The 24,316-nt window shown below is 68.1% G+C and carries 13 protein-coding genes; 6 read left to right on the top strand and 7 right to left on the bottom strand.

What is annotated here, in order from left to right; translation table 11 throughout:
• The 4 genes from ACRHIG_RS18360 to ACRHIG_RS18345 form a co-directional block, all read right to left on the bottom strand.
• Complete coding sequence (locus ACRHIG_RS18360) at nt 1-10,554, bottom strand: LysM peptidoglycan-binding domain-containing protein (protein WP_489627390.1); 10,554 nt, start codon at nt 10,552-10,554, stop codon at nt 1-3.
• A gap of 67 nt (nt 10,555-10,621) precedes the next feature.
• Nucleotides 10,622-12,121 carry a hypothetical protein gene (locus ACRHIG_RS18355; protein ID WP_489627389.1) on the bottom strand — a complete coding sequence of 500 codons (1,500 nt, stop codon included), beginning with the start codon at nt 12,119-12,121 and terminating at the stop codon, nt 10,622-10,624.
• On the bottom strand, nt 12,118-15,786 hold the full coding sequence (locus ACRHIG_RS18350; protein ID WP_489627388.1) for a hypothetical protein: 3,669 nt from the start codon (nt 15,784-15,786) through the stop codon (nt 12,118-12,120). The genes ACRHIG_RS18355 and ACRHIG_RS18350 overlap by 4 nt, the downstream gene beginning before the upstream one ends.
• A gap of 182 nt (nt 15,787-15,968) precedes the next feature.
• Entirely contained in the window at nt 15,969-16,346 is a 378-nt protein-coding gene (locus ACRHIG_RS18345) for a hypothetical protein (RefSeq protein WP_230538010.1), read from the bottom strand.
• A 93-nt stretch (nt 16,347-16,439) separates the two neighbouring features.
• Here ACRHIG_RS18345 and ACRHIG_RS18340 point away from each other — a divergent pair, with 93 nt between their 5' ends.
• Nucleotides 16,440-16,607: a hypothetical protein gene (locus ACRHIG_RS18340; RefSeq protein ID WP_475417629.1), complete on the top strand. Its 168-nt coding sequence runs from the start codon at nt 16,440-16,442 to the stop codon at nt 16,605-16,607.
• Between the two features lie 198 nt (nt 16,608-16,805).
• Here the strand turns inward: ACRHIG_RS18340 and ACRHIG_RS18335 are convergent, their stop codons facing one another.
• Entirely contained in the window at nt 16,806-17,264 is a 459-nt protein-coding gene (locus ACRHIG_RS18335) for a hypothetical protein (protein WP_489627387.1), read from the bottom strand.
• A 167-nt stretch (nt 17,265-17,431) separates the two neighbouring features.
• On the opposite strand from ACRHIG_RS18335, the gene ACRHIG_RS18330 reads away from it, so the two are divergent.
• Nucleotides 17,432-18,622: a low temperature requirement protein A gene (locus ACRHIG_RS18330; protein WP_489627386.1), complete on the top strand. Its 1,191-nt coding sequence runs from the start codon at nt 17,432-17,434 to the stop codon at nt 18,620-18,622.
• 13 nt (nt 18,623-18,635) lie between these two features.
• On the opposite strand, the gene ACRHIG_RS18325 is transcribed toward ACRHIG_RS18330, so the two are convergent.
• Complete coding sequence (locus ACRHIG_RS18325) at nt 18,636-19,166, bottom strand: GNAT family N-acetyltransferase (protein WP_489627385.1); 531 nt, start codon at nt 19,164-19,166, stop codon at nt 18,636-18,638.
• A gap of 91 nt (nt 19,167-19,257) precedes the next feature.
• Here ACRHIG_RS18325 and ACRHIG_RS18320 point away from each other — a divergent pair, with 91 nt between their 5' ends.
• Nucleotides 19,258-19,830, top strand: a complete 573-nt coding sequence (locus ACRHIG_RS18320; protein WP_489627384.1) for a helix-turn-helix domain-containing protein — start codon at nt 19,258-19,260, stop codon at nt 19,828-19,830.
• Here the strand turns inward: ACRHIG_RS18320 and ACRHIG_RS18315 are convergent.
• A complete protein-coding gene (locus ACRHIG_RS18315; protein ID WP_489627383.1) occupies nt 19,827-20,702 on the bottom strand; it encodes a LysR family transcriptional regulator in 876 nt (291 codons plus the stop codon). The genes ACRHIG_RS18320 and ACRHIG_RS18315 overlap by 4 nt on opposite strands.
• A gap of 84 nt (nt 20,703-20,786) precedes the next feature.
• Here ACRHIG_RS18315 and ACRHIG_RS18310 point away from each other — a divergent pair, with 84 nt between their 5' ends.
• The 3 genes from ACRHIG_RS18310 to ACRHIG_RS18300 all read left to right on the top strand — a co-directional run bounded on the left by ACRHIG_RS18310 (nt 20,787) and on the right by ACRHIG_RS18300 (nt 24,315).
• A complete protein-coding gene (locus ACRHIG_RS18310) occupies nt 20,787-22,304 on the top strand; it encodes an MFS transporter (RefSeq protein ID WP_489627382.1) in 1,518 nt (505 codons plus the stop codon).
• 92 nt (nt 22,305-22,396) lie between these two features.
• Nucleotides 22,397-23,965, top strand: coding sequence for an EAL domain-containing protein (locus ACRHIG_RS18305; protein ID WP_489627381.1), 1,569 nt, complete (start codon nt 22,397-22,399; stop codon nt 23,963-23,965).
• On the top strand, nt 23,962-24,315 hold the full coding sequence (locus tag ACRHIG_RS18300; protein ID WP_475417637.1) for a hypothetical protein: 354 nt from the start codon (nt 23,962-23,964) through the stop codon (nt 24,313-24,315). The genes ACRHIG_RS18305 and ACRHIG_RS18300 overlap by 4 nt, the downstream gene beginning before the upstream one ends.
• Nucleotide 24,316: the final 1 nt, after the last annotated feature.

The following is a 24,316-nucleotide window of genomic DNA, read 5'->3' as shown; positions in this document are numbered from 1 at the left end:
TCAGGGCCGCACCACCCAGCGCACGTCTTCCAGCGACAGCAGCAATTGCTCGGGCGCGCCGTCCGTAAAGAAGTTCAGGCGGAAATCCATGGCCGCGCCGCCGCCCGTGGTCGGCTGCTGCGTGTCATACCATTGCTGCACCTGGGCCACCAGCGCCATCGGCGCGGCGGGCGGCTGGGCCGCATCGATGGGCGCGAGCACGGCCGGCAGCAGGCTGACCGGCAGCGAGGTGCGGGGAAAGTCCGCCACGGCCGGCATCACGCTGTAGGAATAGCTGCCATCCATGGCGATGCGCACGCTGCCCGAGGCGCCCGTGAAGAGGGCGTTGAAGAAGCCCCTCATGTAGGCCGCCACGTCGCTGCCGCCCACCGGTGCGACTTGCCGCAAATCATAGCCTTGCCAGCTCAGGCGCGGCAGGATGGGGTCGCTGAACTTGACGACCGGCGTCTGGTACAGGAAGGCTGGCATGGTCGACACCTGCGTCTGGCTGGGCGGGCACAGGTAGCGGTTGCGCTGCACGTACAGCGAGGCCTGGGCGTTCTTGTACACCATCACGTTCAGCCCCGGCATGCGCACCTCGCGGCCGGTATTGGCCAGCGCGGCGGCGAACGACAGGTCGGGCGCGCCGGCGGCGATGGCCGCGTAGCGGTAGGCCAGCAGCGCATCGGGCGGCGCGGGCATGGCCGGCGTGGCCCGGTATTGCTGCGCATCGATGTCGAGCACGGGCACGGGCACGCTGACGGCGCCATTGCTCAGGGTGCCGGCCTGCGGGTCGTAGGTGGCGGGCGCGCCGCCGACGGTGACATTGAGCAGCGCATACCAGGCGTCGCCGTCGTGGTCTTCCAGGCGCGCGTCGAATTCCACGGCCACGCTGGCCTCGCCTTGCGCCGCCGCCAGCCGCGCCGCGCCGAAATGCCCGCCATAGCTGGCCGCCACCTGGGTCACCAGCTGCTGGAAGGCGGTGGTGGCCAGTGTTGCCTTGGCGATACTATCGGCCGTGTCCTGCTTGCCGTCGAGGGGCGCGAGGAACGCATCGAGGTCGGCCGAGATGAGCGGATAGTTGCTGACGAAGGCGGCCAGCGCCGTGAACAGGTCGGGACCGGCCGCCGCGGACAGCCTGGCCGCCTGCGGCGGCACGTTGAGCACGACGCTGACGTGCACGGCATCCTGCGCCGCCTGGCGATAGGTATAGCTGAAACCGTAATCCCACTGGGCCAGCTGGGCCGGCTGCAAGCCGTCTGCGGCCAGGCGCAGTCGGCCGGCCTGCGGCGCGGCGGACGCGGTGGCGGTCTGCCGGTTGACCGTGGGCGGCACGGGCAGGGCGCGGTTCAGCACGGGGATATATTGCGTGCCATTGCCCAGCGCTACCTCGAACGGACCGGTGATGAACAGCAGCCACTGGCTTTGCGCGTAGTTTTCGATGCCGGGCACGAACTGCTGGTCGATTTCCATGTGCGTGATCTGATAGCGCAAGTCCAGCGGCACATAGGCCTGGCCTTCGACATTCTTCGAGATGAAGTTGAATGACAGCCGGCTCTGGTCCGGCGCGGCCGCGCCTTGCAGCGGCAGCCGGGTCGGGAACAAGGTGTAGTTCTGGTTGCCGTCGCCGTCCGCGCCGTCCGCGGTGCCGTCGGCTGCGCCCGTGCCGGCGGGCTGGCCGTACAGCGCGGGCGGTCCGGCCGCGTAGATGCCGTCCGCGCCCGTGACCTGGTCCACGCCGTACACCACCACGGCGCCGGCGGCAAAGGCCGGCCCCAGGGTGGTCAGCAGCTGCTGCCGCATGGTGGCGGCCGCGCTGACGCGCGTGGCTTCGTCCGCGGCGCTGCTGCTGAGCACGGGGCTGACGGTGGCGCTGATGGCGTCGGCCAGCGTCTGTTTCGCCTTGAGTACGAGGCCCAGCTGGCCGCTTTGCAGCGGATCGGCGATGCCGTTGAGGCGATCGAGGATGTAGGCGGGCGGCGCATACGTGGCCGAGAGGAACTTGTCGACGGCGTCGAGACAGCTTTGCAGCCACAGGTTCAGGTCGACACTATTGAACGTCAGCGCATGCGGCGCATTGCCCGGATAGGCGTCGATGCTGACCGTGCGGCTTTCCAGTGAATTGGCGACGGGCAGCGGCGCGTAGTAGCTGGCCTGCTGGCTCAGGCGGAAATGGATGCCCTGGCCGGGCGTGTCGCTGAAACGCACGGCGAACAATTGCTGCGTCTGCTGGCCGGCGCTGCCCACGCGCGTCAGCCCCGCGCCCGCGCGCATCGACCATTGCGGCGTCTTCAGGCACGCTTCGAGCGCCTTGGCAAACGTGGTGTAGCTGGACGCGCCGCCATCCGTGTCGGCCTGCGGCAGCACGGCGCTGACCACGCTGGCGCCGTCCGGCAGGGACGCCAGCACGGGATCGAGCAGGATGGCCTGGCGCGTCAGCACCAGTGCCACGTCGAGCGCGATGCGGTTGGCGCCGGCCAGTTGCGCCAGCGGCACCGGCACCGACAGCGTGGCGGCGGGCGCCGTGGCGCTGCCGCCGCCGGCCAGGGTTTGCAGGTAGATGGCGCAGGCGGCGGCGAAGTCGCGCACCTGCCGCGCTTGGGCCTCGCCCAGCGGCTGCAGCGGCGTGGCCAGCAGGGAGTTGCTGAGGCAGATGCTCACCGCATTGCCGCTCAGTCCGGGCACGCCCAGGCCCGTATAGTCCTGGTGCAGCTGGAAGTACAGGCGCTGGTAGGTGGGCAAATCTTGCATCGCATCGGCGGGCGTGGCGTAGGCCAGGCCATCCATGCGCAAGGTCAGCAGCAGCGCGGGCGCGCCGCCCGCATCCGTGCCATACAGGTAGCTGGCTTGGACTTTCGGCCAGGCTGACAGGCCCAGCAGGCGATCCGTGTAGCGCAGCGCGGCGGGGGCCTGGTCCAGCGCACCCGTGTAGCCGGCCGGCGGCGCCTCGAACGGCGTGACGGTGGTGTTGCCGAACAAGTCTTGCCAGCGCAGGGCCAGCGACGCATGGCCGCCCACGCCCAGATAGGGATTGTCGGCGGCGGGCGGCAGGCCGGCCGGCGGATTGGCCGGCGCCGCATTGAGCGTGGCGAACGGCCGTCCCTGGCTGTCGTTGCCCAGGTAGCCCAGCGCCTGGCGGTAGTCGTAATCGGCCAGGGCCGCGGCCGCATAGCGCCGGCGGTGCGCTTCGCCGGCGTCGCCGCCGTCGCCGTCGCCGTCGCTGTCGTTCGCATGGTCCTGCGGTCCGAAGGGCAGGCTGTAGGGACTGGGCAGGAAATACGGGTTGGCGCCCAGGCCGGCCGACAGCGTGTTGTACAGCGCAGACAGGGTCGCTTGCGCATATTGCCGCTGTTGCTGCGGCGTGGGATCGGGCGGCAGCACGGGCACGCCGTCGTTGGTGCGCTCGAGCTGGAACGACAGGTTGCCCGGCGCCAAGGTCGCTTGCGCATCGAGGGCCAGGCTGTCGACGTCGAGCACGGCGCCATCGGCGTACAGGCCTTCGGTGGCGGCCGCGCCCAAGGCCAGGGCGTCCACCGACAGGCCATAGTAGGCGGCCAGGGCGGCGAAGGTATTGCCGGGACCGTCAGAGGTGGCCGGCACGCGATAGACGAGCGGCGGAATGCGCATGGTCGCGCCCAGCGCCACCGTCACGCCGGGATTGTAGGCCGCGATCTGCGCCGCGCTCAACGGGGTGGCGCCGGCCGAGTAATACGCGGCCAGCCGCTCGAGCGCTTGCGCGGGCGCGGCCATGTCTTGCTGGTTCAGCTGGTGCAGGATGCCGGCCACGGGCACGCTGGCGCCGGCGCGCAGCGGCAGCACGGCGTTTTGCCGCGCCAGCTGTCCCACGCCCATGCCGTATGTGGCGGCCAGGGCGGTCAGGGTGCTCGTGGCGGCACTGGCCAAAGGCTGGGTCCTGGCCGGCTTGCCCAGCGATTCGAACACCAGCACATCCTGCTGCGGATCGATCGCCTGCGTCGTCAGCAGGGCGTTGACGAAGTTCGGCACGGTGCCGGCGGCGCCCGCCGCCTGGCGCGCCAGCGGAACCACCAGGGTCAGCGTGGCCGTGCCCGTGGCGTCAAAGACGGAAGGGGGCAGGCCGGCGCCCGACACCATGTCCTCGAAATACAGATAGTAGCCGCCGCCGCGCACCACCGATTGCTCCCACAGCAGCTTGATGAATTGCGAGGGGCTGTTGGCTATACCGCGCGGCAAGGCGGTATTCGCCGCGTCCAGCAGCATGCGGCTGGCCGGCGGATGGCTTTCCGTGGACAGATTGGTTTGCGTCAGGAAGCACAGGTAGTCGGCATCGGCCTGGCCCGTCAGCGCCACCTGGTCGCTGCCGCCTTCGCTGTACAGCAGGAACAGGCCGGCCGCCAGGGTTTCGCCCACGGCGGCCATGCCGCTCAGCAGGTATTGCAGGCGCTGGGCATCGGCGGCCGACGGTCCCACCAGCTCGTAGACGTGGGCCAGGGTAGCGGCGCTGGCCAATGCGGTGCCGCTGGCGTCGTTGGTGGCCACGGTGGCGGCCGGCATGCGCGTGATCTGGAAGTCCACGCGCGTGGCGTAGGCATAGCCGCTCACATCCTGGAACACCGTGCTGCTGCTGTTCGGCGGCGTGTTGCCGATGCGGGGACGATAGGCGGGCATCAGGGCCAGCATGTCCGCGTATTGCGCCTCGGCGTACAGCGCCTGCAGCGTATCCTGGCGCTGGGCGATGCTGGCCAGCATGGCGTCGGGCAATTGCCACAGATACGGCGCGGGCGTGGCCTGGCTGGCGGCGGCGCGCGCCGCCGTAGCGTCGCCCGACGTCACGGCCGTCAGGCGCGCCAGGTCGGCGGTGATCCAGGCGGCGTAGCCTGCCGCAGGGAATTGCCGCGGCTGCAAGGAAGCCAGCGGCAGGATCTGCAGCGTTGGCGACGGCACGAAGCTGCCCGCCTGCGCATACGCCAGCACGCCCGACAGCAAGCCGTAGGCGGCGTCCAGGTCGATGGGCAGGCTGGTGCCGGGCGCGCCGGCGAAGGTGATGAAATCGAGGGCGACGCCATGCGACATGGCATTGCGTCCCAGGCCGATGCGGTAGCCGCCGGCCGCGCTGGCGGGCGTGGGGAATTGCTGGCCCGTCAGCTGGTACAGCGCGTAGTCGGTCTGCGTCTTGCTATACAGGAAGGACGGCGACAGGCTCAGGCCCGGCGCCACCGGCAGGCGCAAGCCATAGGTGACGAAGCGCGCGACCTGGCCGGCGGCCTGGGCCACGGCGCCGCTGGCCTGCACGCCTTGCCACAGCTGTTCCAGCGGCAAGGCGTCGAGGCGGGCGATGGCCAGCCGGCCCGGGGCCGCGGCGAACAGATTGGCGACGCCGGCATTGTCGCGCCCCAGCGCGGCGACTGTGGCGGCGAAGCGGCTGGCGATGCCGGCCAGGGTATCGCCGGCGGCCGAGGCATAGGCCAGCGGCGGCACGGCGAGGATGGCCGTCGGCAGCAGCAGGTCGGCGCGCGCATACAGCGACGCCTGCTGCGCCAGGGCGGCCAGCGGCACGCCCAGCGCGGCGGCGATGGCGCCGAAGCTGTCGCCGGGCGCGGTGACGTGGCTGACGGCGCCGGCGCCGAAGTCGAAGACCAGCGTGACGCCCGTGCGCAGCGCGCGCGGCGCCGCATTCGCGCCGATCAGCTGGGCCGCGGTGGTTTGCCAGCGCCCGCCGGCGCCGGCCGGATCCGTGTAGCGGGCGGCGATGGCGGCCAGCGTATCGCCGGCCTGGATCACCGCGGACAGGCCGCCGACCTGCAGCGGCAGCGCGCCGTTCAACGGGTACGCGGCATTCGGCAGCGACACGTCGTCCGCGTCGATGGCGTTGCCGGCCCCGTTGAAGGCGGCGACGATGCCGGCGATGCTGTCGCCCGGCTGCAGCGCATAGCTGTAATTGTCGAAGGCATCGATGGCCGATTGCAGCAGCGCGCGGCCGATCAGGCTGAAGACGTCGACGAAGATGAAGGCCGCCATCGATTCGGGCTCGGCATCATCCTGCGCCAGCAGCGCGGGCCTGGCGGGCGCCTTGCCCACCTTGGCTGCCACCTGGCGCAGCACGCCGGCCACCGTGCTGCGATACTGTTCCGTCGCCGTCGCGTAGGTCTCGAGGTCGATCGCCTGCGTGCCGGCGCCGCCTTGCGGGTCGGGCACGTCCAGCCGCAGCCCGTCGAACAGGGGGAATAGCGTGGCGCCGTCCATATTGGCGCCCGGCGCGCTGATGTTCACGGTGAAGCTGTCGGCGAGCAATTGCAGCAGGTCGCCCATGCCGAATGGCTGCATGGCGGGGTCGGCCAGCACCTGGATGCCCGCCACCAGCTGCGCCAGCGTGACGCTGGCGGCCGCGGCGGCAGCCAGGTCCAGCGGCGCGCCGTCGTCCCGCGCCGCCGGCTGCAAGGCGTCGAGCAGCCACGGGAAATACGCCGTGCACAGCAGGTCGAACGAGGTCGTGCCCGTTCCCGCGCCGCCGGCGGCCGGGTCCGGCGCGTCCATGGCGAACAGGCAGACGAACGCGCCTTGCTGCGCGCTGCTGGCGGTGGCGCCCTGCGGCGCCAGCACCGTGAATTGCGGCGCCGTCACCAGCTGCAGCACCGGCTTGGCACCGGTGCGCAGCACGCGGCGCGGCTGGCGGCGCGGCCCGGCGCGCAGCATGGCGGCCTGCAATTCCATCGGCAAGGTGCGCGCGCGGCCGCGCGCCAGGCTGTCCAGGCGCAGCGCGCCGCCGCCATCCCACGGCGCGCGGCTGTCGCTGCCGATGCGGAATTGCGCGCTGACGGTGGCGGAAAAGCCCACGGAAATGGTGAAGCTGAAGATGCCCAGGTCGATCTTGACGCGCAGGCTGATGCGCACCGAGGCCGTCACGGACAGGGGGATGGCGCGGTAGGATTCGTAGCCGATCTGCACCGACACGGTGATGTTGACGAGCAGCGAAGCGCTGATGATCTTCAAGTCCACTTCGCCGTACAGCATGCCGATCACGCCGAACGTGCCCGTCAGCTTGAAGTAGCTGCTTTCCTGGACGCTGCCGGACGCGCCGGCGTTGGCCAGCGCGACGGCGTTGGCGCGGTCGTACGGATGGTAGGTGGCGATCACGCCTTCGATGATGCCGAACACGGTCAGCGCGAAGCCCGCTTTCAGCGGCCCCTTGACGAAGTTGTAGCCCAGGCCCAGCTGCAGGCCCAGGCCGAAGACGATGACGGGATTGAAATAGCCGAGCTCGGTTTTCGGCACCTGCGTCGCCGTCGCGCTCGACAGCTTGCCGAAATACACGCCGCCCGAGCCCATCACCGGCACGCCGTAGACGATGGCGCTGAAGCTGAACGAGCGCGTAAAGTCCATATTGTAGGGAAAGCCGATGTCGATCAGGAAATCGCCATTCGTGTAGATCTTGATGCCGATCATCGGCAGCACCACGCTGACGGCGCCGAAGTTCAGGTTGCGTATGCTGTCGGGGAAGGTGAAGTCGATCTGGAACAGGCCCACGTCGTCGCTGATCTTCTTGTACAGGATATCGACCACCAGGCCGGCCAGGCCGCCCATCTTGGGGCTGCCCAGGGTCAGGCGCAAGCCGTACAGGTTGGGATCGTTGAAGACGATCTGCACGTCGACGGCCCACACGCCGGCGGTCTGCAGCACGCCGAAATGCGCGGCGATCAGCCAGTTGCTGTCCGGCTGGTAATACGGCTGGCCCGGCACGCCGCTGCCCGGGTTGACGGGATTGTTCTTGCCCGTGGTGGGCGGCACGCCGGCCAGCGCGTCGATGACGGCCTTGGTCGAGCTGAAGTCGGTCGCGCCGTTGATGGCCACGCGCTGGCCCAGCATCAGCAGGAAGACCTTGAAATAGCTGGAACCGGCGCCCGGCACGCTGGGCATCTCTTCCACGTCCTGACCCTTGTTCGGGTCCAGCAGGTCGCCCATGCTGCCTTTGAGCAATGGCGGTACGCTGGCGTCCAGCGCCAGGGTCACCTTGCCGTCCGTATTACGCTTGAAGACGATGCTGCGGATGACGATGAATCCCAGGTTGAGGGGCGAACTGAGCGTGTAGGTGGCGCTGAGGCGGTTCTTTTCGCCGCTTTTCAGCGACACGTTGATGGACAGGCCGTCCAGCGTGACCTGGTTCAGCAAGTCCCACGGCGACGGCAGCACGAAATACGGATCGCCCAGCGTGCGCACGAGCGCCTGGATCAGGCTGCCCAGCGACCAGCCCGCCAGGGTGAAGCTGAGCATCTCGTTGCCGCTGGTATAGGTTGCCGTGAAGCCTTCCCAGCTCACGTACAGCGTGTGGTTCGGCCCCTTGTCCGTCGGCTGGAACGCATAGCCGAAGCCCAGTTTCAGATTGATGGCGGTATAGATCCAGACGGCATCGGCCTTGCCCGAGAATTGCTGCGCGGCCGGCTTGGCGCCGTCATACTGCACCGAGAGCGTGGCTTTCTGCAAGCCGATCTGTTGCTGGCCCAGCAGGAACAGCCAGGTGAAGGTGGTGTCGACCGTGTAGCTGGTGGCCAGGTCCGTGCTGGGCTTGCCGCTGGGAATGACCGCTTCGATGGCGAACGCGGAAATCTTCAGGTTGCCCGGCAAGAAGACGGGGAAATCATAGATGCCGCCGGCGGCAAAGAATTGCTTGATCATCTCGCCCACGTCGAGTTCCTGCGCGAGCGAGGCGGAGAGGGTCCAGCGGGGCGGCGTTTCCTGGCTGCTGTAGGCCACGCTGACGGCCGCCTGCAAACTGGCGCCCACGCCCAGCAAGCCGGAAATGGAACCGGCCCAGGCCGTGCCGGCGCCCGCCTTGCCGGCGTCGACAAGGATCAACGCGCCTTCCTGCTTGTCCGCGGCCACCGTGGCGCTGATGCCCGACAGGCTGATCTGGCCTTCCGAAATGCTCAGGATGGGCGCGCCGCCCACCGTCAGGAAGGACAGGCTGATGGCGTAGTCGCTGGAAAACGCGAAGGACTGGGCCGCGCCGTCTATGCTCAGCACGATATTCGACACCTCGGCCTGGATGCTGTCGGGCAGGCTGACGAGGCCGTTCGAGACGACGGACAGGAAGTCCGACAGCGTGGCCTTGCCGGGAAAGCTGGCCTGGAACAGCTGCGCCGAGTTGAACTGCACCTCGAATTCGCCGCCCGGCGTGCCGTCCAGGTTGCGAAATACCGTGGGCAACAGGGTGAAGGTGGTGCCGAACAGGTATTCGTAGCGCGACTTTCCGCTGGCCTTGCTCGCCAGCGGCTGGTACGCCGTCCAGTCGAGGAAGAACGAGGTGACGGTAAAGCTCAGCGCCGGCGTGGGCGCCGGGATGGGTTGCCAGCTGAGATCGCGCACGCTGCGCAGCTGCAGCGTGACCTGGTCCACCGTGGGCGCCGCCTTGGGCGGGATGCTGCCGCTGATGGTCATGCCGCCGAGGCCGAACGACGTCAGGAACTCCTGCAGCACGGCCGGGGTGGCGCGGAAATAGCTGGCGCCCCCGCCGATCAGGCTGATGGCGGCGCCGGGACTGAGGGGCGGCCCGTCGCTGCCCGCTTCCAGGCTGACCGTGTAGTTGCCGTCGCCGTCGGCGTTCGATGGCTGCAGCAGCAGCGACAGCGTGTAGTCGGCGGCGCCCGCGCCTTCCACGCTGAGCGTGGCCGTCAGGGCCAGCGTGGCGGCCTGGTCGCCGTCGGCCGCTTCCTCGTCGGCCGGTTCGCCTTCGCCGCGCAGCAGCAGCTGCATGCCGTCGTCGAGCAGCAGGGCGTCGGGCGGCGGCGCATCGACGGGCGGCGGGATCGTCACGGTCAGGCTGGGCGCGGCCACGCGCAGGTAGCCGGCGAACGTGCAGTCGAGCTCGCTGAGCGTGGCCGATAGCACGCCGCTGGGCATCAGGCCGCCCAGTTCGAACGTCTTGCCGTCGTACAGCGCCATGTCCAGGTAGCCGCCGATCTGCAGCATGCCCGGCGGCGCCGCCAGGTCGGAAAACAGTTCCAGAAACGGCGTCACGAAGGCGGGCAGGGCTACACTGGCGCTGAGGTTCTGCTTGGCGCCGCCCGTGACGGACAGCGCGCCGTCGCCGCCCCAGGGATAGACGCCGTCGGCGCTGGAAAACACCAGCAGCGCGTCCGCCAGCGGCAACTCGCTGAACGGCCAGCCGCCCATGAAGGGAAAGCTGCTGTCCCAGTTCCAGTCGGCGGGACTGGCGGCCACCTGCACCACCAGCACGGCCGCGTCATCCCCGTCGTCATCGTCGTTGGCGCCCGGCGCGCGCGCGGCGGCTGGCTGCGTGGAAAACACCAGCGTGGCGGGGGTGTGCAGCAGGCCGCCGATGAAGGGCAGGCTCGCCTTGCTGACCGTAAACACGCCGTCGCTGACGGCGCCCACGTCGGCGGCCGCGCAGCTGATCAGGAACCGCGCCGCGTCGATCTGGAAGGCCTGGCCGACGATGGCGTCGAATTTTTCGGGCGGCGCGACGTCCGGGTCGGCCAGGCCCGCTTCCAGGAAGGCGGCATCGAGGGCGAACGGGCCGCTGCTGGCGGCGTTGACGATGGCTTGCTGCAGGTTTTCCAGCGCGGTATCGGTGGTGGCCATACGAACTTGCTCCTTGAATCAGTCATGATGTCCAGGGCGGACGCTCGCACCCGCCCGGACGCTCTGTCTACAGCACGGCAAACAGCGCCAGGTGGTCGCTGGTGCTGCGCAGGTAGCCGTAATTGGCCCAGCCGTTCAGCGTGCGCGCCTCGCCCACGGCATACACGGCCGCCGGCGATTGCGGCCAGGCCATGCCGGCAGGCACGTTCGGAAATTGCGCGGGCAGCGGGCGCGTGCCGGTGGGCACGCCAGGGGGCATGGCGCCCGCCAGCGCGAACGGCGTGCCCGAGACGGGATTCATCACCGTGAACTGGTAGTTATTCGCCGGCACCAGCGGGTTGACGAGCATATTGTCGATCGAGAAAAAGTTGCTGACCATATCGCTGCCAATGTAGTTATAGCCGGGATACGGCGACGCCAGCAGCGGGCCGCCGGCCGTATTGTCGGACCACAGGAAGCGCGATTGCTGCGTCAGCTGCTGCTTGGTGCGCTTGGGGCGGATATGCGTGGCCAGGTAGCCCTGGTAGGCGTCCAGCGTCAGGTTGGCGGCCGCCGGCATGACGGGCGGCGGGTCCAGCAGCGGTATGTAGTTGATCGCGCGCAACTGGTCGTAGGCCGTGGTCCGCCCGCCCGCCGCGGGCGGCTGCGCGTAGATGGCGTTCAGGTTGAAGTCGCCGCAGATCAGCTTGATTTCATTGTGCGGCGCGCCGGCAGGCGGCGCCGCCACGTCGAGCACGCCGCGCAGCAGGATATTGATGAAATTGGTGGCGCCGCCGTGGTTGGGCGGCGCATGCACGGCAAACAGGGTCAGGTTGCGCGTGATGGCGTTGGCCTGGTTGGTTTCCACGAAACTGACCATGAAGGGCTGGCGCAAGCCGTTGAAATTGACCAGGCCGCCAGCGATGGGCGGCGTGGCTGGCGCCAGTGCGGGCGCGAAGGCGATGCGCGCCGCCGCCATGCCCTCGGCCAGGCCGCCGTTGTACTGTGCGCCGGCCGGGATGGTGCGCGCCGGCTGGCCCGGCGGGTTGAGCAAATCCTGGATGTTGGACGCGCCGGCGCCCCCGGCCGGGTAGGCGGCGGGCACGGCGCCGGCCGCCACGGCCGACACGCCGCCGCCCGTCCACACGTTCGGCCCCGTGAAATAGCGCCGCACTTCCGTGGGCGTGCCAACCGTGCCCGATATGCCGCGGTACAGCACGGCGACCGATTCCGTGCGCCCGCCCGTGCCCACTTTCAGCGGCGGCACCATGCGCCAGGCATTGCGGTTGGGGTCGGCGACGTCGTTGCGCAGCTGTTGCAGCAGGAAGATCGCGCCCTGCAGGCCGCCCGTGTCGGGCGCCAGGTCGCCGGCGCCGGCCGCGCTGGCCGACACCTCGATCAGGACGAAGATATCGGGCTGCGTGGCGCGCAGGATGGTCAGGATGTGGTTGCAGCGCTGCTGCGCGGCCACGGCCGGCAGGTTGCCGCCGCAGCGGCCGCCTTCACCATAGCGGGGCCGCTTGCGGCTGGGATTGTTGACCTTGTTGATGCCGAAGTTCTCGATATTCCAGTACACGACGTTGGTCATGCTGCGCTCCCCAATGAAATGGCAGGCAATGGCAGCGCGGACAGTTCCGGCTCCTGCCGGGCGGCCGCATCGGCGATGTACGCGGCATACCAGCCCAGGCTGCCCGTATTCTTCGGGTCGCCAAACAGGAAGAACTGGATGTTCGCGTCGGGCGGCAGCTTGGCAATGCCGAGGAACTTGATGGCGATGTTGTCGAGCCGCAGGCAATAATAGTAGGAGTCGCCGCCGGGCACTTTTTGCCGCATCAGCCCGATATTGTCGATGGCCAGCTTGAAGATGCCTTGCAGGCTGATCAGCCTGGCGCCCGGTGCCGCGCCCGGCAGCGACAGGCCGACGAAGACGGCTTGCTCGTCGTCGCCGGCCGTGCTGGCGGGCGACCAGGCCAGCAGCAGGGTCGAATGGAAGCCGGCGGCCGAGACGAGCGCGCCCGGCCCGCCCATGGTGACGTCGTACACGACGCCGTGCCAGGGCCCGCCGAGCGTGCCCAGGTTCAGCGCCGTGCTGACGGGCAGGAAGCCGAAATCGGCCGGCTTTTGCCCGTCGGCGGCGGCGATAAAGCCCGACAGTTCCAGGCCGAAGCCCTTGAACAGGCTGTCCGGCCTGGCCTGGCTGGCGTCGAGGTCGTAGGCCAGGTTGGCCGTCACCTCGTCAAAGCGCACGGCCGACGGCGTCGTCTGCGGATAGCGCATGTCGATCACCAGGTTGGAAAAGGCCAGGCCTTCGCCGTCCGGCGGCAGGTCCGGCGCCAGCGCGCCGAACGACAACAGGTCCAGCGCGGCGCCCGTGCGGTCGTCCAGGCTGGCGAAGTCCAGCGTGCCCCAGACGGAAAAACGGTTCAGCACGGTCGCGCCCGCGTCCGTGGTGCCCAGGCAATTGAACTGGATGCGCTGGAAAGCCACGTGGCGCAGCAGGTTGCTGTCGAGACTGAATATCGACGGCGTGGCTTGCTCGAAGATGTAGATGCCGGTGCCATTCTGGTCGATATAGCTGCCGTCGAGGACCACGCCGTTGTTCGGCATCGCATTGCCGCCGAAGGTGGTGGCCGTCACGCGCGAGCCGAGCAGGCCATTCACGGCCAGCTGCACGTAGCTCTTGAAGGTCTTGATGACGGCATTGTCGAACAGCACCTGCAATTGCAGCACGCGGAACGCATAGTTGTCGGTGTCGGGCAGGGCGATGGGCGTATCGGGCGGCAAGCCGTTGCGCTGGCCGGCGGCGAAGGCCGGGTCCTGGTAGTCGACCAGGCCGAAGGTGCTGGAATTGCCGTCGAGGGTGATGCTGCCGTCGCCATGCACCGTCACGCGGCTGGCCGTGAAGCCGAAATGGTGGGCGACGAAGCGCGTCAGGTCGAGGCCGGCCGCGATGCCCTGCAGGCCAGCGGGCAGGCTGGACGGATCCAGGTCCGCCTGCAGCACCAGCACGCCCGTCCAGGCGGGATCGCTGACCAGTTCCAGGAAATGCCGGTACGGCGATTCGGGCTTGTCCGCCGCCAGCACCTCGGCCGCTTCGATGAGATCCTGCAGCCACTGCGACAGCCCCGTGTAGGCGATGCCCTGAACGCCGGGGCCGGCGTCGGCGGCCAGCGAAAAATCGGGCGCGCCCGACCAGGCGTTCGGATTGGCGACGCGTTCCCTGACACTGCCGCTGCAATACTTGAGCAGCATCACGTTGCGGTAGGACGTGGGCGTCACGCCGACGCCCACCTGCGCTTGCATGGTCCAGCCCGCGATGCCCACGGTATTGTCGAAGCGCGCGCCGCCGTCCGACAGGTGGGCCGCGTTGACGGCCACCAGGAACAGCTGGTTGGTCTGCAAGGCATCCTGCAAGGTGGCGTCCGGGAAGCGGAAGCCGAACGGCAAGACCTGGCCGCCGGCGCCCAGGGTCTGGCCCAGGGTCACCGACAGGAAGGCGTCCTGGTCCTGCTGCTGGCTGGACACGGTGGCGACGGCGCCCTGCGGCGTGGTGCGGTAGTGCGGCGCTTCCGCCACCGCTTCGCCGGCGGCCAGCCCGCGCACGCGGCGGCTGGCCGCCGCGCGCGCCTGCCAGGTGGCGCCGGCGCCGCTGGAAATGACGGCCTTGCGCGTGGCGGCCACGATGCTGCTTTCAAAGCTCGACAGCAGGGAGGCGCTGATATCCAGCGGGCCGCCGCTGACGGCGCCGCCGTACGGCAGCAGGGGAAAGGCGTGCGCGGCGCCCTGCGGCACGGGCAGCGCGGGCGGGGTCGAGGCGAGCACGGTGTCGGCGGCCACGGCGCGCAGCAAGGCGGCCGCCCGGGCGGCCGGCGGCAGGCCGTACATGGGACTGCCCGCCGGCTCCGCATGGTATTGCGGCATGGCCGCGCCGCCCTTCAGCACGCTGGCCCAGCAACTGAGGTAATCGGCCGTCAGCGGCGTGGCCACGTTGCCGGAATCGGGCAAGTCCAGGGTCGCGGCCTGGAACGGGAAGACGGGCGCGAAGGCGGGCGAGGCGGGCACGAACAGCAGGCTGTCATTCTCCGGCGCGGCGCCGTCATAGGTGGTCATGCTCAGCTGTTCAGAGCCGAAGATGCCGCATAACAAGTTTATCTGCGTCCCCGCCGCCTGGCCGCTGGCGCTCAGGCCGAAGCGCCCGGCCGGCGTCACCAGGGCCTTGCTGGTCGCGGGCGCAGACGGTGAGCGCGCGGCGCAGCCAAAGGCCAGGGCGCCCGACTGCAGGCCGACCACGGGCGGCTGGCCGCTGGCGGCGCCTAGCGGCAGCAAGGCCGTCGCATGGCCCAGCGCCGTGCGGTAGGTGGACGGCAAGGCGGGCTGGCCGGCCGGCAGCAAGCCGCAGCGCAATACGCCTTCCAGCCTGGCCTGGGCGGACAGCTTCTGATTGTAGGGATCGAGCGGGTCGACCGTGCCGACCCAGGCCAGGCTGGCCGGCAGCGCGGCGGGCGCGCTCAGCGCCGGGTAGAACAGCTGCTGCAGCTGGCCGCTGGCCGTGTCGCGCGCGCTCAGGGGGAAGCCGACGGCCAGGCCGCTTGGGCCGAAGGTGACGGCAGGGTTGACGGTGGCCGTAAACGTCAGGCAGCCCGCATTCGCGCCCTCCAGTGGCACGAACGTGCGGATCGTATTGCCGCTGCCCGTGACGCGTATGCCGATATCGCCGGCGTTGCGCTGGAAGGCCAGCGCCGGCGGCGTCGCCAGCGGCGCGGACAGCCGCAGGCTGCCGTTGGCGGCGTCGATGGACAGGCCGACGCCGGACAGCACGTTGAACAGCAGGTCCTGTCCCAGCCGGAAATTGACATTGGTGCTGGTGGCAAAGCCCTTGGTCAGCGGGTTATAGCTGTAGCTGCAGCCGTAGTTCTTGAAGGGATCGGCCGGCGCCGCATCGGCGTCGCGCAGCCACAGCAGCGCGTTCAGGTTCAGTCCCGGCGCCGACGACTGCAGGTCGATATACGCGGCGAGGGCGGCGATGAAGGGGCCGGGCGCCGCCTCCAGTGCCGCCGGACGGGCGCTGGCGAACACGTAGCTGCCCATGCGCTGCGGCGACAGGCTGTCGGCATAGCCGATGCTGTCCGGGGGCGTGGCCGGCGGCGCGACGGGCGGCAGCAAATAGCCGGCCCAGGCATGGCCCGCCTGCGGCGGCGCTTCATACAGGCTGACCTTGCTGGCGGGATCGGTGGCGACGAAGCTGAAACCCATGACAACCTCCACTCAAGACGCGACTCGGGCTGCGATGCGGCGGCATGGCGCGCCGCGCGGCATCGCAATCGTTTACAACGGGTGGGCCCGGAAAGGGCGGCGGATGGCCAGGCGGGCTGCCTGGATGCGGTGGCGGGCGGCCATCCGGGGCGCCCGCCCGCAGGCGGACGCGGAACCGCCGCTTACTGCGAGTTGGAGGTGAAGGTGGCCAGCACGAAGCCCGTGTAGGTATACACGGTGCCGCTGTCGACGATGTCGCCGGACAGCAGCACGTTGTACAGCCCCGTGCTTTGCGGCGAGTAGGTGACCGTCAGGCCGGCTTTCCACGTGACGACGCCATTGCCCGTGTCGCTGGCCAGCTTGGCCGTGGTGAAACCGGTGCTGACGCTGGGATTCCAGTACGTGGTGCGGCCCTGGAACTGGAAGGCGATGCCGGTCTGGTTGTTGCTGTCGCTGCTGGCGATGGACAGCGCGAGGCTGTTCGGCGTGGTGTTGGTGGTGACGCTTTGGCCGGCGGCCAGCGTATGGTTGGTGACTTCGACGCGAGGTAAGTTAGACATGACATTCTCCATGAGGTGATATCGGCCTGCACTTGCGGTGGGCGCCCCGTGGCCGACAGGTCCGGGGCAGTTGGGTAAGTCGGTGGAAACGGTATGGCAACGGCTTTGCGACCATGCCATAAAAATATGGCAGGACAATACGCAATTTCAAATAAAGACAAGACATTTGATATTCATCAATCCGGAATGGATGAATATATTTCTTATTTACTTATTCAAAAAATAGTTTCCGGCTATTCGGCATATAAGCATGCCGGTTGATGCGCATCACGAGTAGCGATTCTATGCCTATTTTTTTGCGCGATTCTCTCGAATTGTCGCAAAGGCAAGAATGGCGCGGCATCCGGGCGCGGCGGCAGGCAAGCCGGGCCTAGGCAGGCAGGGAATGCAATTGAATATAAACGGTTTATTGATTTAAATAGAGGGCATGCGGGGATTTACTGCGCATTTATCGACCGTTTACGGCGCGGTTGGCGCGGGCAGGGCCGGACAACGCTCAAAAACGGCCACCACCTTGCCAGTCAGCGTGTATTGCGTGCCGTCATCGAGGATGGGGCCATCGATGAGGATTTGATATTGCTGCGGACCGAGCGCCTGGAAACGCAGGGTCAGTCCTTTCTGGAACGTCACGATGGTATCGCCGCGGTCGGCGTCCAGCTGCAGCAGGATAGTCCCTGTCGACAATAAAACCGTCCAGTACGCGGTGCCGTTGGCGCGCAGCGCCACCAGGGTGTTGTCATTGATATCGTTGCTGGCCGTGGCGACGGCGTCGCTGTTGACCGTCAGCGCCATGGTTTGCGGCGCCCGGCACGCGGGGGCCGGTTCGGCCAGCTGGCGCGCCAGCGCCGGGGCGTCGCCGCCGAGCGATAGCAGCAGCACGGCAGCCAGCCAGGGGCCGCGCCAATTCAGCTGATACATGGTGGAGGTGGTGTCCCGCGCATGCGGCCCATCGTAGCGAAATTCGGCCGGAAGAGCAAACGCATGGCGGCCGCGGCGCGGCGCCACGACCGCCATCCCCATCTGCTATCATCGTGCCGTTTTGGCCGGCGCCGCGGGCGCCGCTCCCGTATTTATGCAAGGAAAAAATGAATAATCGCATTTCCCTGCTGCGCCAGCGCGGCGCGCAGGACAGCGGCAAGGTGGGCATGATCGAGCTGTTCTTCGACCTCGTGTTCGTGTTTGCCGTGACACAGCTGTCGCATGGCTTGCTGGCGCACCTGAGCGCCATGGGTTGGCTGCAGACGGGCTTGCTGCTGATGGCCGTCTGGTGGGTGTGGATTTTTACCTCGTGGATCACCAACTGGCTCGATCCCGAGCGCATTCCCGTGCGCATCAGCCTGTTTGCGCTGATGCTGGGCGGCCTGATCATGTCGGCCTCGATTCCCGAAGCGTTCGGCACACGGGGCCTCGGTTTCGCGCTCGCCTATGTGGCCATGCAGGTGGGCCGGCCCCTGTTCGCCTGGTGGGCCGTGCGCCATGAAGCGCTGGCGCGCCGCCGCAATTTCCAGCGCATCGCCCTGTGGGCCGTGCTGTCCGGCATCTTCTGGATCGCCGGCGGCATCGCGTCGCCCGAGCAGCGCATCTTCTGGTGGGCCGCGGCCCTGGCGATCGACCTGGCCGGGCCCTGGATGCTGTTCGGCATGCCGGGCCTGGGCCGCTCGACGACGGCCGACTGGGACGTCGACGGCAGCCACATGGCCGAACGCTGCGGCCTGTTCGTCATCATCGCCCTGGGCGAATCCCTGCTGGTGACGGGCGCCACGTTCGCGGGCCTGGAATGGACGGCCGGCAACTGGCTGGGCTTCTTGTCGGCCCTGGTCGGCAGCATCGCCATGTGGTGGATCTATTTCGACACGGGCGCCGAGGCGGGCCACCACCGCATCGCCCACTCGAAGGACCCGGGCCGCATCGCGCGCAAGGCCTACACGTATATCCACGTGCTGATCGTGGGCGGCGTGATCGTTTCCGCCGTGGCCGATGAACTGGCCCTCGTGCATCCGGACGAAGCGAGCTTCGCCGGCATCAGCGCCTTGCTGGGCGGCCCGATCCTGTATCTGCTGGGCAATGCGCTATTCAAATGGGTCAGCAGCGACCGCGCCGCGCCGCCCCTGTCGCACCTGCTGGGCATCCTGATCATCCTGGCGCTGATCCCGATGGCGTACGGACGGCTGTATGCGCCCCTGACCCTGGCCTGCATCACCAGCTGCGTGCTGGTACTGGTGGCCGTGTGGGAACACATGGCGCTGCGCCGCCCGCCGCCGGAGATCGATCCCTGATGCCGGCGTGACCTTATCCGGCCGGCGCGATGCCGTCCGGATCGCTGCGCGCATCGAGCTGCAGCTGCAGGAACGCCAGGTCCAGCCAGGCGCCGAACTTGGTGCCCACCTGGCGCATCAAGCCCACTTCCTCGAAGCCCAGCTGCTTGTGCAGGGCGATCGAGCCGGCATTGCCCGCCTCGATGCCCGCCACCATCACGTGCTTGCCCAGGCCGCGCGCCCGTACAATCAACTCCCCCATCAAGGCCTTGCCGACCCCGGCGCCCCGGCGATCGGCGCGCACATACACGGAATGCTCGACCGTATGGCGGAAACCCTCGAACGGGCGCCAGTCGCCGAACGAGGCGTAGCCAGCTACCTTTTCCTCTGCATCGATGGCGACGAGCACGGGATAGCCGGCCCGCTCGCGGTCGGCCAGCCAGGCGGCGCGGTTGGCCGCGTCAACCGTCCGTTCATTCCAGATGGCCAGCGTATTGCTGACGGCATCGTTGTAGATGGCCGTGATGGCCTCGATATCGCCCGCGTGGGCATCGCGTACGTGCATGTTGATCTCCTTGCTGGTCGTCTACTATAATGGACAAATCATAGAGCCGCGCCCACGCCTTGTCCAATAAAATCCGAATGGATGCCGATACATGTCCACTAAACCAGACGAATTGAACCAGCGCATCGGGGCCAGGGTACGCCTCGAGCGGGAAAGCCTGGGCTGGTCGCTGACGGAGCTGGCGGCCCGTTCGGGCGTGTCGCGCGCGATGGTGCACAAGGTGGAGCGGGGCGACTGCAGTCCCACGGCCACCTTGCTGGCGCGCCTGTCGGGCGCCTTCGGCCTGAGCATGTCCGAACTGATCGCCCGCGCGGAAATGCGCGAGGGACGCTTGCTGCGCAAGCTTGAGCAGCCCGTGTGGGTCGACCCGCAGAGCGGCTATGTGCGGCGCCACGTGTCGCCGGCCTCCGACATGCCGCTCGACCTCGTGCACATTACCTTGCCGCCGGGCGCCGTGGTGGCCATGCCGGCCGCCGCCTATGTGGCGCGGCGCCAGCTGATCTGGGCGCTGTCCGGCAGCCTCGTCTTCATCGAAGGCGACACGCGCCACGTGCTGGACGAGGGCGACTGCCTGGAACTGGGTCCGCCGGCCGACTGCGTATTCCGCAATGAAACGGCCACCGCTTGCACCTATGCCGTGGCCGTCTTGAAGAACCGAGGCTAAGCCAGCGCTACAGCGCGCAGCTGGGCGATGAAGGCGCGCGCGGCGGGCGCCTGTTCGTGGCGGCGGAAGGCCACGGCGATTTCAGAGCTGATCTGCGGCCCTTGCAGCTCGCGGAACACCACGCCAGGCAGGTGCACGCTGGCCATCACGGAATGGGGCACGATGGCGCAGCCCACGCCCAGCGACACTTCCGTCAGCACGGCCACCAGGCTTCCAGGACGCGACACCACCTGCGCCGCAAAGCCGCCGCGCCGGCTCACTTCCATGGTGCCCAGTTCCTGTTCCGGCACGATGAAGGCCTGCTGCGCCAGCGCGGCCGGTGCCGCCACGTTGATCCCGGCGAGCGGGCTGTCGGCCGGCACGGCCAGCACGAAGCGGTCGCGCAGCAAGACCACGCTGCCCAGTCCGTCCGGCAGGTGCAGCGGCGGGCGCACGAAGGCCAGATCGACGCGGCCCTGGTCCAGCAAGCCGGGCAGGGTGTCCATCGCGTATTCGCGCGCAGCGATATGGATGCCGGGGTGGCTGGCGCGAAAGCGGGCGAACTGGCCCTGCAGCACGCCGGCATAGGCGGCCGAGGCCACGTAGCCGATTTCCAGCCGTCCCAGTTCGCCCCGTCCCGCCCGGCGCGCCACGTCCTGCGCCTGCGCCAGCTGCTCCAGCGCGCGCGCCGCTTCCAGCACGAACAATTCGCCGGCGGCCGTCAGGGACACGGCGCGCTTGCTGCGCTGGAACAGCCGCGTGCCCAGCAACTGTTCCGTTTCCTGCACCTGCTTGGTCAGCGCGGGCGGCGAAATACCGAGTTCCGCCGCCGCCCGCGCGAAGTGCAGGCTGTGCGCGACGGCCAGCACGCAGCGGAAATGCCGCAATTCCATGTCTTTTTCCGTATTCACCATGAGTGAATTATAAGGCGCTTGTCTTATAACAGGAAATAACACCAGCCTGCTTACAATCGAGGCATGAAGAATACCAACTGGACTTTATATACCTGCTCGGGCGTGTGCGCGCTGATCATGCTCGACACCAACGTCGTCGCCGTCTCGCTGCCGTCGATCGCCCGCTCGCTCAACGCCAGCTTCGTCGATGTGGAATGGGTGGTCAGCGCCTACATGCTGGCGTTCGCTTCGTTTTTGTTGCCGGCCGGCAGCATCGCCGACCGCCTGGGACGGCGCAAGGTCATGCTGTTGGGCCTCTCCGTGTTCGCGCTGGCCTCCTTGCTGTGCGGCCTGGCGTGGACGCCGTTCGTGCTCAACGTGGCGCGCGCCGTCAAGGGACTCGGTGCCGCGCTGCTGCTCACCTCGGCGCTGGCCGTCATCGGCCACACGTTTCACGCGGAAAAGGAGAGGGCGCGTGCCTGGTCCGTGTGGGGCGCGGCCATGGGCGTGGCCATGACGGTGGCGCCCCTGTTGGGCGGCCTCGTCACGAGCGCCATCAACTGGCGCTGGATTTTCTACCTGAACCTGCCTGTCGTCGCCATATTGATGTGGCTGGTGCGCAAGCATGTGGACGAATCGAAGGATGCGTCCAACGCCAGCTTCGACCCGGCGGGGGCGCTGCTGTTTTCCGCCGGCCTGTTCTGCATCATCTGGGGCTTGATCGACGCCAGCGTGGCGGGCTGGTCCAGCCATGCCACCATGCTGCGCTTTGCGGCGGGCGCGGCGCTGCTGCTGGTCTTCGTGCTGGTGGAGCGGCGCCAGCGCGCGCCCATGGTCGATTTGAGCCTGTTCGGCCGGCGCGTGTTCGTCGGCGCCGTGCTGGGCATGTTCGGCTACGCCATCGCCGCGCAGGTGATGATGACCTTTTTGCCGCTGTACCTGCAGAACGGCTTCGGCTTTTCCGCCGTGCTGGCCGGCTGCGCCATGCTGCCGTTCGCCGTCTCCATGGTGACGGCGTCCCGGCTGGCGCCGCGCGCCATGCGGGTGCTGGACGACCGCGGCATATTGGTAACGGGCTTGCTGATCGTCGCCGTGGGCAACGTCGCCACGGCCCTGGCCGCCGCCAGCCTGCAGTACGGCTGGGTGGCGGCCGGCATGGTCGTCACGGGCGCGGGCGCAGGATTACTCAACGGCACGACGCAGAAGGCCATCCTCGCCTGCATCCCCCGCGAACGCACGGGCATGGGTTCCGGCATCAGCACCACCACGCGCTTTGTCGGCATCGTGCTGGCCGTGGGCGCGCTGGGCGCCGTGCTGGCCATGCGCACGGCCGCCTCGTTTGAGAAGCTGGCGTGGCTGCACGGCTTGAAAGCCTCGCCCGAGATGATCGGGCGCATCGTCGCCGGCAACGCGGCCGAGGCCTTCGGCCAGCTGCCGCCCGCGCTGCAAGCCGTGGCGCAGGAAGCGGCCCGCCACGCTTTCATCGACGGCTTTGCCAGCGTGCTCTACCTGGCCGGCGGGCTGGCGGGCGTGGTGGCGGCGCTGGTGTTCGTGCTGGCGCGGCCGGCGATAACCGTGGAGAAACAGCTGGAAAAAGTGTAACTCTTCAGCAAGATCCGCGTGCGCCGCCTCTGCCTGTAATATGATGCCATCGAGCAATACATAGCAATCATATAACTACCACAGGTATTCGCATGCGCAGAAAACGCATTATCGTGACCAGCGTGCTGGTCGCCGTCATCGGCGTGGCCGCCCCACTGAGCCTGGCCTTCTATCTGTCGTCCGTGCGCGCCGAGCAGGGCGAGCAGGAACGCCTGCGCCTGCTGGCCGGCTATGCGCTCGAGCGCGCCCACCGTTCCATCGCCTCGGCCGGTGTCGCCCTGCGCAGCGCCGATGCGCTGGACCTGGCGCCGTGTTCGGAGGCGCATATCCAGCAATTGCGCCGCATCACCATCACCACGCGCAGCATCGACGATATCGGCTACGTGGAGAACGGCTTGCTCAAATGCACGTCCACGGGCATCGAAGAAGCGCGCATCGCCGTCACGCCCGCCGATTTCACCCTGGCCAACGGCATGGGCATCGATTTCAACCTGCGCCCCGTCGTCAGCGGCGGCAAGCGCATGGTGGGACTGTCCCACCGTGCCTACAAGGTGCTGATCGATCCCGTGCGCTTTTCCGACGTCATCGTCGACAGCGATATCCAGATGGCCGTGGCCATCGGCAAGGAAGGCGTGCTCGACACCTTGCACCATCCCGACCCCGCGCTGGTGCAAAGCTTGCTCGCCGGGCTGCCGGCGGCCGTCGACACCGCGCCCGACGGCAGTATCCACGCGATGCTGTACCGCGATGGCTTGACGGCCGTCATGATCGAACCGCGCAGCAAGCTGAACGACAGGCTGCGCCGCGAACAGCTGCTGCTCCTGCCGATGGGCCTGCTGATGGCCGCCTTCATCGTCGGCGTCGTCGTGTGGCTGTCGCGCCGGCGCCTGTCGCTGCGCGGCGAACTGGAAACGGCGGTCGAGCGGCGCGAATTCTTTGTCCATTATCAGCCGATCATCGCGCTCGACACGGGCGTGTGCGTGGGCGCCGAGGCGCTGATACGCTGGCGCCGTCCCGACGGCAGCATGATACGGCCCGACCTGTTCATCCCCGTGGCCGAGGAAAGCGACCTCATCCTGCCCATCACGGACCAGGTGATCGCCTGCGTCATCGCCGACATGCGCGCCGCGCTGCTGGCCGACCGCGGGCTGCACATCGCCATCAACCTGTGCGCCAGCGACATCGAGACGGGGCGGGTGCTCGACGTGCTCGAACGCGCCCTGGCCGGCACGGGCATCGAGGCGCAGCAGATCTGGCTGGAAGCGACGGAGCGGGGCTTCATCAACGTGGAAGCGGCCCGCGCCACCATCGAAAAAGCCAGGGCGCGGGGCCACGCCGTGGCCATCGACGACTTCGGCACCGGCTATTCCAGCCTGTCGAGCCTGCAAAACCTGCCGCTCGACGCCTTGAAAATCGACAAATCCTTCGTCGACACCATCGGCACGGACGCGGCCACCAGCAGCGTCACGCCGCACATCATCGACATGGCCCGCACCCTGAACATGCTGATCGTGGCCGAAGGCATCGAAACGCGGCAGCAAGCCGATTATTTATTGGAACGCAAGGTCGAATTCGGCCAGGGCTGGCTGTTTGCGAAAGCGCTGCCGGCCTTGGACTTCCTCGCCTTTTACGCAAGCCGCCGCCTGCCATCATCCACATGAAACAGCCACGCTTTCCCTATCCATTGCAGCCGCTGCGCGTCCCGGGCGGCTGGCACATCACCGTCAACACCCTGTTCGAGGTGGAGCCTGGCCCGGATACCATGCAATGGTTCAGCAGCGCGCTGCTGCTGTGGGGCAGCTGCCGCGACAGCGGTTACTGCTTCAATTCGCACTTCGAGCCGGAAGACGATCCCGCCGGCGAATTCGTGCTGGAAATGGGCAAGGTGGCATACGACCGCCACGGCAAGATCGTCCAGGGCAGCGACGCCTTCCTCGGTGAATTCCGCACGCGCAGCAAGGCGCAGTTCGTCGCCAGGGTCGAGCAATTCATGCTGGACCCGGCAGCCTAGG

Source organism: Janthinobacterium sp. C22 (genome assembly GCF_057919405.1).
The sequence above is the reverse complement of the archived record's forward strand: the minus strand, read 5'-3'. Positions and strand labels throughout refer to the sequence as shown.